Genomic DNA, 11,733 nt, shown 5'->3' with positions numbered 1-11,733 from the left:
GGAGGAGCGGGGGCCGGCGGTCTCGGCTTGCGGCAGCGCAGCCACACCTCCGCGTCCGCGTCCGCGCCGGGCACCTGCGCGTTGACGTTCAGGCACCCCGTACCGCTGTCGATGACCTCGGCGTTCACCGCGCCGCCCAGCAGGGACGCGGTCACATGGGTCGGCGGGTGCGGGAGCAGGGGCAGCGGGTTCGGCAGGTGGTGGAGGACCGCCGTCACCGATGTGTCGCCGAGCGCGGCGTGCGCGCCGCCGTCGTCCGCGGCCGCCTCGCCCGCCGGTGCGAACACGGCGAGCGTGGTGAGCGCGGCCAACACCCCCGTATGTGTTGCTCTTCGCCATCCCGTCACGGAGACAGCCTGCACAACCGAGCGTGTGTCCAGCCGTGTTCGCGGCCGGATTCCTCCGATGGGCGGAAAAGTGGCTGAGTACACCAGTAAGAGGTTTATTCTGCCGCCAAGGCGACGGCGAGCAAGTCGCGTGCGGAAGTGATGAGTTGTCTGTGTCGGCGATGTAAAACGTGACAGCCGATATCAGGAGCGGTTGTCCAACTTGCCTGCGTTCCTTGGTGTTTGTAGTTACGCAAGAATGTTGCGTATGCCACACATCTCGGCTCGGTGTTGATCTGAGCGCGTCAAGGCTGACAGGGTTTTGGATCACCCGGAGCGAATCCGTGTTCGCCTCGGGTGTGTCGTGTGACCGAACGCACGACTCCCCCCCACAACTCCACGAGGAGGAACCCTCGTTATGGCAGCCCACAAGCGCACCGGCAAACGACGTCTCGTCCTGGCGATATCCACCGCCGCGGCCGTGACAGCCGGAGCCACCCTGCTGGCCCTGCCCGCGGGAGCCAGTGCGCCCGCGGAAGGCACCGTCTTCGGAACGGCTTCCAAGGACGCCGTCGACGGCAGCTACATCGTCCTGCTCAAGGACGGCGCGAAGGGTGTGGCGAAGAGCGCCGACGCCCACGCGGTCTCCGCCGCGGGCGAGAACCTGGCCCAGCGGTACGGCGGCAAGCTGGAGCGTACGTACTCCTCCGCCGTCCACGGCTTCTCCGCCAGCGGCCTCGACCTGAAGGAGGCGAAGCGGCTCGCCGCCGACCCCGCCGTCGCCAAGGTCGTCCAGAACCACCGCTTCACCGTCAAGGGCACCCAGGAGGCCCCACCCTCCTGGGGTCTGGACCGGATCGACCAGGCCGAGACCAAGGGTGACGGCAAGTACGCCTACCCGGACAGCGCCGGTGAGGGCGTCACCGCGTACGTCATCGACACCGGTGTGCGCATCAGCCACAAGGACTTCGGCGGTCGCGCCTCGTACGGCTTCAACGCCGTCGACAACAACGACAAGGCCGACGACGGCAACGGCCACGGCACGCACGTGGCGGGCACCATCGCCGGTGCCGCGCACGGCGTGGCCAAGAAGGCCAAGGTCGTGGCGGTGCGGGTGCTGAACGCCCAGGGGCAGGGCACCACCGAGCAGGTCGTGGCCGGCATCGACTGGGTCACCAAGAACCACAAGGGCCCCTCCGTCGCCAATATGAGCCTCGGCGGCGGCGCGGACGAGGCGCTCGACGCCGCCGTCCAGAAGGCCATCGCGTCGGGCGTCACCTTCGCCGTCGCGGCGGGCAACGAGTCCACCGACGCGGGCCAGGGCTCCCCGGCCCGGGTCAAGGAGGCCATCACCGTGGCCTCCAGCACCAAGGACGACAAGCAGTCGGACTTCTCGAACTACGGAAGCGTCGTCGACCTCTACGCCCCCGGCTCGGACATCACCTCCGACTGGAACGACGGCGACTCCGGCACCAAGACCATCTCCGGTACGTCCATGGCCACCCCGCACGTCGTGGGTGCCGCCGCGCTCTACCTGGCGGGTCACAAGGACGCCACCCCGGAGCAGGTGGCGAACGCCCTGACCCAGGGCGCCACCGCCGACAAGATCTCCAACCCCGGTGCGGGAACCCCCAACAAGCTCCTGAAGGTCGTTCAGTAGCACCCGCGGTCACCCTTTTCGGTCCCCGGTCGGTCACCCCGGCCGGGGACTTCCGCATGCCCCGCAGGAGGTAAATTCCCTTTCGGATTGCGACACAAGGGTGACTAATTCGCTTTGTATTTGATTGCACACCCTTTCAGCCTGCACAGTTCCATTAAGCGGAAACATCGTGCTTCCGCCGGTAACCCAGTCACGACAGTTAGGGGAGTGATCGTGAAGGGCAGGCAGATTCAGCGGATTCGGCGGTGTGCGCCTCGTCGCCACCCGCTCGCCGATCAGGTATACGACGCGCTGACCGTCGTGATCGTGGTCATCGTCGTCGCCGTCTGTTCCCCGGGCCTGAGCCCGGAAGCGCTGGGGCTCATCGGTACGGTGGCCACCGTCCTCGGCTCACGGGCCCGGCCGAGAACCTGCCGGTGACGAAGGCTGAAAGGAGAGAAGCGAGTTCACGAGCCACCGGTCCTGGCTAGGGTGGGCCGCGCTGTCGGGCGGTAGTGGCCGAATGAGGGGTGGGGACCGGATGCTCGTCAAATCCTGGCTTCGGATCGTGATCGCGGCGGTGATCGCGCTGGCCGTGTTCCCGGGCGCGGCCGGCGCCTCACCGCCGCCCGGCAGAACCCCGGTCGTGTTCTTCCCCGGTTACGGTCTCACCAGACTCGACGTGACCGTCGACGGCCAGACCACGGCCCCCGGATGCCCGCGCTCGGGCAGCTTCGGAAGCTGGTTCGCCAACGACCACCCGAGTGCGGAGTTCGGCCAGGTCTGCCAGGACCGGCTGCTCACCCTCCACTACGACCCGGACCCGGCGAAGCCGATGCCCGCGCGCTTCTCCTACCCGCCCGGCGTCACCGTCCACGTCGCCGGCTACGGCAGGACGGACAGCGCGCCCGCCTACGAACCGCTGTACCGGGCCCTGGAAGCGAGCGGATACCGGCGCGACCACGACATCCGCGTCGCAGGCTACGACCCCCGGCTCACCCCCGACCTGGACGGCTTCCTGGAGCGGACCCGCCGGCTCGTCGAGGACACCTACCGCGAGAACGGCGACCGGCCCGTCCACCTGGCCGGGCACTCCAACGGCCCGCTCTACGCCCAGTACCTGCTCACCCACACCACCCGCGCCTGGCGGGACAAGTACATCCACGGCTTCACCCCGTTCGCGGGCAACCTCCCGGGCCAGGGCCTCCTCTACCCGACGATGTTCACCGGCCTCAACATCCAGGACTTCGGCACCCCGAAAACCGCCGAGAACGCCCGCAGCAGCGCCCTGATGTACCTGAGCGCCCCCTCCACCTATATGAGCGCCTCCGACCCCGCCGTCTTCGGCGACCGTGAGGTCGTCGTCCAGGACACCTCGACCGGACGCTCCTACACCCCCCGCGACTACCGGCGGCTCTTCGCCGACGCCCACCTTCCCGTGGCCGGGGAACTCGCCGACCACTACCTCGGCTTCGTGAAGTTCACCGACCCCCGTTCCTTCCCCGGCGTCGACGTCTACGCGGAGAAGGGCTCCGGCCTGCCCACGAGCGTGGGAGCGCGCCTCGCCGGACTGCCCCCCGGACAGGTCGTGGACGCGGGCGCGTTCCTGACCCGCGACGGCGACGGCAACCAGGAGGACATCACCAACGAGGCGGTCCTGGCCTGGCGGTCGATGCCCTGCCACCGGTTCTCCCTCACCGACAACCCCGGTGTGGACCACTTCGCCCTCCCCGGCCATCACGCCGCCCTCGACCGGCTGCTTACCCACCTCGGACAGCCCCGCACCTCCTGCCGGGAGCGATGAGACCGGAGGCGCCACGCGCCAGTGGCGCGGCCCTGCCGGCACCGGGCGGCGGAGGGGCTACGAAGCGGGAATAGTCGCTCCTTGGCGAGACCTGGACGGATTCGCGGCGCGCCCTTGCCCCGCCCTTTGTTCCCACCCCGATCGCACGGCCCGATGATGGCCGGATGTGTGCGTCGCCACGGCCGGAGGGGTGCGGATGAATGCAGACAAGGGCATCGACGTCGTCGAGTTCGCGTGCGCGCACTGCGGGCTCAGCTGGACCCATGAGTACGAGGTCGTCCGCTGCGCGACGTCGAGCGGCTTCGAGCGGGAGTGCTTCCGCATGCACGACCTGCCGGTCATGCCCCCGTACAGCTGGGAGGGAGCGCCCGAGTGCGCCCGGTGCGGCCACTGGGTGGTGGGAAAGCTGGCCATGCGGCGCTCATGACTCCCGGCCGCCGGAGCCCACGTCCGGGCGCTGACGCCTTCCACGCGATGCTCACCATCATGCTGGAGGCCCCCTTCCGGCTGATCAGAGGCGCCCTGCCGCACATGTACGAGCGGGGCTGGGGCCGCGTCGTCAGCATCTCCTCCGTCCATGGCCTGCGCGCCTCCGCGTGCAAGTCGGCCTACGTCACCGCCAAAACCGGTACCACCCTGATGATGGACGGCGGCTGGACCGCCCACTGACCGCGTACGGTCCAGAGTGGCCCGGACCCGGGAGACGGAGGCGCCATGAACGGACAGGACGGGCCCCAACGGCCCTACGACGTCGTGCTCTTCGGGGCGACGGGCTTCGTGGGCGGGCTCACCGCCGAGTACCTGCTGGGACACGCGCCGAGCGGCTGCCGGCTGGCGCTCGCCGGGCGCGACCGGGCGAAGCTGGAGCGGCTGCGGGAACGGCTGGCGGCGGTGGACCCGGCGCGGGCCGCCGGGCTGGGGATCGTGACGGCCGACGTGTCCGACCCGGTGGCCGTGCGGGCGCTCGCGGAGTCCACGCGTGTCGTCGCGTCGACCGTCGGGCCGTACATCCGCTACGGCGAGGAGCTGGTGGCCGCGTGCGCGGAGGCCGGCACCGATTACACGGACCTCACGGGTGAGCCGGAGTTCGTGGACCTGATGTTCCTCCGGTACGGCGCGCGGGCGCGGGAGACCGGCGCGCGGATCGTGCACGCGTGCGGCTTCGACTCGCTGCCGCACGACCTGGGGGTGTACTTCACCGTGCGGCGGCTCCCGGAAGGAGTGCCGCTGACGGTCGACGGGTTCGTCCAGGCGCGCGGTCTGGTCTCGGGCGGCACGCTCGCCTCGTCGTTGACGATCCTCTCCCGGCGGGTGTTCACCGAGCTCACGGGCGGCGACCCGGGCTACGGCGAGACCGCGAAGATGTTCGCCGAGGCGTCGCTGTGCCTGGCGCTGGACGACCTGCCGGCGACGGCCGGACAGGTCACCCCCGCCGTGGCGATGGGCGACGCGCTGCTGGAGCGGCTGGCGGCGGCCGGCCTCCCGTACCGCGTCAGGCACGCGCGCTGACGCGGTCCTCGTGGCGGGCCGCCGGGCCGCGTCTCAGCACTGGGGCCGGCGGCCGTGGTTGGCGGCGTGCTTGCGGCGCTGCTTCTTCTTGCGACGGCGCTTCGAGGACATGATGCCTCCTCTCCGGGGGAGCTCCTGTCCAATTTATCCGCCTCATGGATGTTTCGCTCGGTGATGGTGAGGCGAATCCATCTTGGTCGGGTTTTCTGGTCATCTGCGAAGCTTGGGGGCATGACTACTCGGTTCCGCTTGCCCGCCGCCCAATGGCCCGCCGTCGTGCCCGTCGTGGCCGCCGTCGTGCTGGCCCTGACCTGGGGACGGTCACTGTCCGTCGGGATGGTGATCGTGGTGAGCTGCTGTCTGGCCGGCGCGGTCCTCTCCGCCGTGCACCACGCGGAAGTGATCGCCCACCGGGTCGGTGAACCGTTCGGGTCACTGGTTCTGGCAGTCGCGGTGACGGTCATCGAAGTCGCGCTCATCGTCACGCTGATGGCCGACGGCGGCGAGAAGAGCAGCTCCCTCGCCCGGGACACCGTCTTCGCCGCCGTCATGATCACCTGCAATGGCATTGTCGGACTGTCCCTGCTGGTGGGGGCGCTCCGGCGGCGGGTGGCGGTGTTCAACGCCGAGGGCACGGGCGCCGCCCTCGCGAGCGTCACCACGCTCGCGGGCCTGAGCCTGGTCCTGCCGACCTTCACCACCAGCACCCCGGGGCCCCGCTTCTCCCCGCCCCAGCTCGTCTTCGCCGCGACCGCCGCCCTCATCCTCTACGGCCTGTTCGTGGCGACCCAGACCGTGCGCCACCGCGACTACTTCCTGCCCGTGACCACCGAGGGCGAGGTCATCGACGGCGACGACCACGCCCACCCGCCGTCGACCCGCGTCGCCCTGGTCAGCCTGGGCCTGCTGGGCGTCGCCCTGGTCTCGGTGGTCGGGCTGGCCAAGAGCGTCTCGCCCACCATCGAGTCGGGCGTGGCGGCGGCCGGCCTGCCCGCCTCGGTCGTCGGCGTCGTCATCGCGATGCTGGTGCTCCTCCCCGAGACGATCGCGGCCCTGCGCGCCGCCCGCCGCGACCGCGTCCAGACCAGCCTCAACCTCGGCCTGGGTTCGGCCATGGCCAGCATCGGGCTGACCATCCCCGCCGTCGCGGTGGCCTCGGTGTGGCTGGAGGGCCCGCTCGTCCTCGGCCTGGGCGCCACCCATATGGTGCTGCTCGCCCTCACCGTCGTCGTCGGCACCCTGACCGTCATCCCGGGCCGGGCCACCGTGCTCCAGGGCGGCCTGCACCTCTCGCTCCTCGCGGCCTACATCGAGCTCGCGGTCACCCCCTGACAAGGGCGAGGGAGCGACTCGTCCGTTGCCGAGCCGCCCCCCACGTGCCGTCAGCCCTCCGTCGTCCGGTGGTGGGCGTCGTGCGCGGGAACGGCCCGGCTGCCCGCGGCGATCAGGAGCGCCGCCACCGTCATCAGCCCGATCCCGGTGCGCAGCGTGCTGGCCTCGGCGACGAACCCGATGACGACCGGGCCCACCAGCAGCCCCGAGTAGCCCATCGCCGACACCTGGGCGATGGCCACGTCCGAGCGGCCCGGTGCGACCGTCCCGGCCAGCGACATCGTCAGCGGGACGACCACGCACACCGCCAGGCCCGTCAGCGCGAACCCCGCGATCGCGACCGGCGCCGACCCGGCGGTGACGACCACCAGGATGCCGGCGGCCGTCGCCCCGCCCGCCCCCGCGAGCAGCGACCGGCCGCCGAGACGGACGCGCAGCCGGTCGCCGAACAGCCTGCCCGTGAGCGTCGCGAGCTCGAAGGCCGGGTAGGCGAGCGCGGCGAGCGCCTCGGAGGCGTGGAGGTCGCCGTTGAGGAGCAGACCGCTCCAGTCGGCGACCAGCCCCTCCAGCAGCAGGCCCAGGAACGAGATCGCGCCGATCACATAGACGCTCGCGGGCAGGCCCCGCCGCCCCTCGGACGTCTCCTCCTCGGCCGGCTCGTCCAGATACGTCCGGCCCACCGCCAGCGCGACCGGCAGCGCGCACACCGCGACGGTCACCACCGACACCGTGTACGAGACGTGGAGGGCGGCCAGCAGCGCCGCCAGCAGCCCGCCCGTCACCGCCCCGGTGCTCCACCCGGCGTGCAGACCGTTCATCAGCGGCCTGCCGGAGAGCCTTTCGACCAGGCTGCCCTGGGCGTTCATCATGGTCTCGGCGACACCCGAGGTGACCCCGAAGCAGGCGGCCGCCGTGAGCAGCAGCGGATAGCTGGGGCTGAGGCCGAAGAGGCCCACCGCGACGGTGACGGAGGGGGCGCCGACGCGCAGCAGCGCCCGGTTGCCCACGGCGGCGACGAGCCAGCGCACGCACTGCATCGTCACCGTGGCCGCGACGCCCCAGGTGAGGATGAGCAGGCCGACCTTTCCGGCGTCCAGCCCCAGTTTGCCGGCGAGCCCGGGGAGACGTGCCACCAGGATGCCGTTGACCACGCCGGTCAGCGCGAAGGTGGTGAAGACCCCGGCGTGGGCCCGGCGCAGGGTGCCCGCCGGTACGCGTACGGCACTGCCCTGGGTGCTCACGCCGCTCCCGCTTCCCGGCGCTCCGCGGGCAGTTGCAGCGTGACGCAGTGGATTCCGCCGTCGCCGAGGGCAAGGGCCCGGGCCTCCACACCGACGACCTCGCGCTCCGGGAAGACGGCGGCGAGGGTGTCGAGGGCGGCCGCGTCGGCGCCGGTGCCGGCCAGGGGCACCACCACACCGCCGTTGGCGATGTAGAAGTTGGTGTAGCTGACGCCCACGTCCTCGCCGTACGCGCGCACGGTCTGCCGCGGCGGCAGCTCGACGATGTCCAGGCGGCGGCCGTGGGCGTCGGTGGCGGCCTCCAGGACGGCACGGTCGGCCTTGAGCCGCGCGTGGTCCGGTCCGGCGGGGTCGCCGGGGGCCTCGACGACGACCCGGCCCGGTGCCACGAACTGGCACACGTGGTCGACGTGCCCGTCGGTGTCCCCTTCGAGGTGGCCGTAGGGCAGCCAGATCACCTTGGTGGCCCCGAGCAGGTGCCCGAGCTCGGCCTCGATGTCGTGCCGGCCCAGGTGGGGGTTGCGGTTGGGGTTGAGCAGGCACTGCTCGGTGGTGACGAGGGTGCCCTCGCCGTCGACGGTGACGGCCCCGCCCTCCAGTACCGTCATGGTGCCCCGGCGTGCCACGCCGAGCGCGCGCAGGAGCCGTTCGCCGGCCTTCGCGTCCTGGTGGTAGGGGAAGAACCGCTCGCCGAAGGAGTTGAACCGGAAGTCCACGCCGATCGGTTCGCCCGCCGGGCCGTGGACGAAGACCGGGCCTGAGGCCCTGAGCCAGGAGTCGTCCAGCGGGATCTCGACGGTGGCGATCTCCACACCGCACAGCTCCCGCACCCGGCCGGCCCGGCCGGGCGGCACGACGACGGTGACGGGCTCGAACGTAGCGATGGCCCGGACCGTCGCCGCGTATTCGTGCTCCGCGCCCTCGAAACCGTCACCCCACAGCGCCTCCCGGGTCGGCCACGCGATCAGGCAGGCCGCGTGCCGATGCCACTCCGCGGGCATCCGCAGTTGCGTCACAACACATCTCCTCAGTCAAAAGGACGGCCGGTGAGCCGCCGTGGAGGGGCTCACCGGCCGGGTCGGGGTCCGTCAGGCCGTCACGGGAGCGAAGGACGTCACCGCCTCGTAGGCCGCGTCCCAGTCGCCGTCGAAGCGGCCGGCGAGCACGTGCAGCCACCGCTCGACGCCGAAGGCCACGCACGAGGTGCTGGCCTGCGTGCCGGACACCAGGATGTCGGCCCGTTCACCGAAGAAGTTGCGGTGGTAGTTCACCGACGCGATGGCGAGCCCGCCGCCGCTGACGAACTCCTCCTTGGTGGGGAAGAGTTTCTGCATCACGGCACGGGAGCCGTTCGCGTCGAAGAACGGGTCGGTGGCCGTCTCGGTCACAAGCTTCAGCCCGAGGTGGTCGGCGAACCCCAGGATGAGCGACTTGTGGGTGTCGAGGTGGTCCTTGACCGTCTCCGGGTCGCCGATCGCGATGATCTCGCGCATGGTGAAGCCGTGCAGCCGGCGCAGCCCCGTGTACTCGGTCTCGCGGCGGAAGCACTGCGCGATCGTCGTCAGCTTCACCGGCCGGTCCAGCCGGGCGCCCGCGAAGGCCACGTAGGCGTTGTAGCAGGCGGCCGACGGCAGCATCAGCCCGGCGTCGCCCAGCCGGTCCGCGCTCAGCAGCTCGTCGCGGGCGACCGGGTGCCGGGGCAGCCCGCCGGTGTCCGAGGTGTCCACGGGGGCCGCGGCGAGCGCCAGGTGCGGGAAGTTGACGAAGTAGTCGAAGCGCGCCAGGTCGGCGACCCGGGTCAGCGGGGGATAGAGGACCTCGGCGGCACCGGCCGCGGCGGCCCAGCCGGTGAAGACCGCGTCGAGGGCCGAGCGCAGCCGGACGGCGGTGGGGCCGAGGGTGACGAAGCCGTCGGCGACGTCGACCGGCGGGAACAGATGGTCACCGGTCACGTCCGGCACCGCCGATCAGCGCGTGGATGCGGTTGAGGGTCCGGAAGTTCTCCACGTCGATCGTGCCGGGGTCGACGGGCGCCCCCGTGACCTCCTCCAGCAGGACGAGGAACTCGACGAACGCCAGCGAGTCGAGGATCCGCAGCTCGATGAGGTCCTGGTCCCAGTCGAGGGAGTCGGTGGCGTCGTTGGCCTTCCGGAGGAAGTCGACGACCTTCTCCATGGCCTCGTCGTGCTCCATGGTCTTGTCACCTGCTGACGTCATTGCCGACCCCCCAAGCGGTCTGGAAAATCCCGGCTGCCACGAAGAACCTGTCGACGCGGGCCATCACCTTGCTGTGGAACGCCTCCCGCACCGGGTGCGCCATCGCCGCCCTGCGCGTCTCCAGCGCCTTCGGCATCCCCGAGTCGCGATAGGCGTGCGGGCTGTAGAGGCTGCGCACCGAGTACGTCATATAGGACTTGATGTAGTTCTCGATCTCCAGACGGCGCTCGGGACCCGCCTGGTCCTGCTCGCAGGCCCGCGCGTAGAGGTGCTTGAGCAGCTGCTTGCCGAACGCCACGTGCCGGCTCTCGTCGTGGTGGTGCACGGCGTGGATCTCCCGCAGTATCCCGGGGATCTCACCGGACTTGCCCAGCCGGCTGTTGAAGTAGTCGAAGATCTCTTCGAAGATGAGGATCCTGGCGAAGACCACGACGTCCTCCCAGGCGGGGCCGAAGCCCTCGCCGCGCACCGGGGAGTACGCCTCGGGATAGATCCCGCCCGCGTAGCGGTAGCAGAACTCGGCGAAGAACCACATATGTGCGTTCTCCTCGCCGAGGAAGTGGTGGAGGTATTCGTTGTAGTCGGCGAAGTCCGGTGTGTGGATGCGCCGGGACACCCCGATCATCAGCTCACGGATGCCGTGGACATGGAGGCTGAAGAAGTTGACGGTCTCACGGCGGGCCAGCGCCTTGAGGACCCTCTCGTCCTCGACCAGGCCCGTACCGTGCACGGTGAGGTACTCGGGGGTCATCCACCAGGAGTCCTCGGGGACCTCGTCCGGCCAGGAGAACCGGGTGTAGGGGTTGTAGTGGTCGTGCCGCGACTTCTCGGAGAGCCGCGCGAGCATGGCGCCGGTACCGGCGTCGTTCATGGTGCACCTCTGACTGGCCGCCCGGAGGGCGGCGGAGGATTCGCGATGGGTTGTCGTGCGTTGAGGGATTCGGAAAGTCGTGGTGACCGCGGTGCCGTTACGGCCACGGTTCAGCCGCCGGCGGCGAGCGCGCGGCCGGCCGCGGTGACGAGGGAGCTCTCCAGCGCCCGCAGGAAGTCCTCGGTGTCCGCCGCCGTGAAGTGCGCGGCGTCGCAGGTCAGGGAGAACTCCATGGCGTCCCGGTCCCCGTCGAGGACCAGGTAGAAGGGTTCCCGCTCGGTGACCGGGAGCCGGGTGAGCGTGGAGCCGGCCGACAGGTCCCGGGGGTCCGTCCCCGGCGCGAGGGGGACCGGTTCGGTCCGGGCGCGCTTGTCGTTGAAGCAGTGGAGGAGCTCCAGCGGGGCGCCGGGCCCGTCCCCGAGGCGGCCGAGCAGGGCGGTCAGGGCGTCGGTGGCGCAGCCCGCGTTGCGGTAGGCGCCGATCGACGCCCGCCACGAGCGCTTGATGACCTCGAAGACGTCCGCGCCGGTGACGTCGACGGAGAAGTACGCCTCCTGCATCAGGGTCGCGACCATGTGCCGCAGGTTCCGGTCGAACCGCTGGGAGCTGGTGAGGAGGAGGTCCACGGTGCCGCCGCCGGTCCGCTCGCCGAGCAGCGCGGCGGCGCAGCCGAGGACGACCGACGTCGTGCTCATGCCCATGTGCCGGGCGATCACGCCGGTCGCCAGGTTCGCGGCGGGTGAGCGCAGGGCGGCCCGGTGGTGCCGGGGGCCGGCGGCGGGCGTGCCGAGGGC

At 70.9% G+C, this 11,733-nt stretch carries 13 protein-coding genes and 1 pseudogene; 7 read left to right on the top strand and 7 right to left on the bottom strand.

Translation table 11 applies throughout. From position 1 onward, the window contains the following. A partial coding sequence (locus K6I33_RS23275; protein WP_229356377.1) for a hypothetical protein occupies positions 1-311 on the bottom strand: 311 nt, incomplete at its 3' end. Between the two features lie 433 nt (positions 312-744). Between K6I33_RS23275 and K6I33_RS23270 the strand changes: the two genes are divergently transcribed. The 7 genes and pseudogenes from K6I33_RS23270 (at position 745) to K6I33_RS23240 (ending at position 6,610) form a co-directional block, all read left to right on the top strand. After that, positions 745-1,986: a S8 family peptidase gene (locus K6I33_RS23270; protein ID WP_229356375.1), complete on the top strand. Its 1,242-nt coding sequence runs from the start codon at positions 745-747 to the stop codon at positions 1,984-1,986. A 207-nt stretch (positions 1,987-2,193) separates the two neighbouring features. Continuing rightward, on the top strand, positions 2,194-2,406 hold the full coding sequence (locus tag K6I33_RS23265; RefSeq protein ID WP_229356373.1) for a hypothetical protein: 213 nt from the start codon (positions 2,194-2,196) through the stop codon (positions 2,404-2,406). Positions 2,407-2,506: 100 nt separating this feature from the next. Continuing rightward, entirely contained in the window at positions 2,507-3,769 is a 1,263-nt protein-coding gene (locus tag K6I33_RS23260; RefSeq protein ID WP_229356371.1) for a hypothetical protein, read from the top strand. 196 nt (positions 3,770-3,965) lie between these two features. Continuing rightward, positions 3,966-4,196, top strand: a complete 231-nt coding sequence (locus K6I33_RS23255; RefSeq protein ID WP_229356369.1) for a hypothetical protein — start codon at positions 3,966-3,968, stop codon at positions 4,194-4,196. Between the two features lie 32 nt (positions 4,197-4,228). Beyond that, positions 4,229-4,438 (top strand): annotated as a pseudogene (locus K6I33_RS23250) (SDR family NAD(P)-dependent oxidoreductase); the annotation flags it as partial. A 45-nt stretch (positions 4,439-4,483) separates the two neighbouring features. Beyond that, positions 4,484-5,278: a trans-acting enoyl reductase family protein gene (locus K6I33_RS23245; RefSeq protein WP_229356367.1), complete on the top strand. Its 795-nt coding sequence runs from the start codon at positions 4,484-4,486 to the stop codon at positions 5,276-5,278. A 231-nt stretch (positions 5,279-5,509) separates the two neighbouring features. Beyond that, positions 5,510-6,610, top strand: a complete 1,101-nt coding sequence (locus K6I33_RS23240; RefSeq protein ID WP_229356359.1) for a calcium:proton antiporter — start codon at positions 5,510-5,512, stop codon at positions 6,608-6,610. A 50-nt stretch (positions 6,611-6,660) separates the two neighbouring features. Here the strand turns inward: K6I33_RS23240 and K6I33_RS23235 are convergent, their stop codons facing one another. The 6 genes from K6I33_RS23235 to K6I33_RS23210 all read right to left on the bottom strand — a co-directional run. Continuing rightward, positions 6,661-7,851, bottom strand: coding sequence for an MFS transporter (locus K6I33_RS23235; RefSeq protein ID WP_229356357.1), 1,191 nt, complete (start codon positions 7,849-7,851; stop codon positions 6,661-6,663). Next, positions 7,848-8,867 carry an agmatine/peptidylarginine deiminase gene (locus K6I33_RS23230; protein WP_229356355.1) on the bottom strand — a complete coding sequence of 340 codons (1,020 nt, stop codon included), beginning with the start codon at positions 8,865-8,867 and terminating at the stop codon, positions 7,848-7,850. Before K6I33_RS23230 ends, K6I33_RS23235 begins: the two co-directional genes overlap by 4 nt. Before the next feature lie 72 nt (positions 8,868-8,939). Continuing rightward, the gene (locus tag K6I33_RS36390; RefSeq protein WP_229356354.1) at positions 8,940-9,803 is read right to left on the bottom strand and encodes an aminoacyl--tRNA ligase-related protein; all 864 of its coding nucleotides are present in this window, start codon (positions 9,801-9,803) and stop codon (positions 8,940-8,942) included. Continuing rightward, positions 9,793-10,068, bottom strand: a complete 276-nt coding sequence (locus tag K6I33_RS23220) for a phosphopantetheine-binding protein (protein ID WP_229356351.1) — start codon at positions 10,066-10,068, stop codon at positions 9,793-9,795. Before K6I33_RS23220 ends, K6I33_RS36390 begins: the two co-directional genes overlap by 11 nt. After that, positions 10,052-10,939, bottom strand: coding sequence for a diiron oxygenase (locus K6I33_RS23215; protein ID WP_229356343.1), 888 nt, complete (start codon positions 10,937-10,939; stop codon positions 10,052-10,054). The genes K6I33_RS23220 and K6I33_RS23215 overlap by 17 nt, the downstream gene beginning before the upstream one ends. A gap of 110 nt (positions 10,940-11,049) precedes the next feature. Further along, positions 11,050-11,733: hypothetical protein (locus K6I33_RS23210; RefSeq protein ID WP_229356341.1), on the bottom strand; the 684-nt coding region annotated here is incomplete at its 5' end.

It is taken from the genome of Streptomyces sp. UNOB3_S3, from assembly GCF_020740895.1.
Classification (GTDB): Bacteria; Actinomycetota; Actinomycetes; order Streptomycetales; family Streptomycetaceae; genus Streptomyces.
Note: the sequence above shows the minus strand (reverse complement) of the source record. Positions and strands in the feature narration are given on the sequence as shown.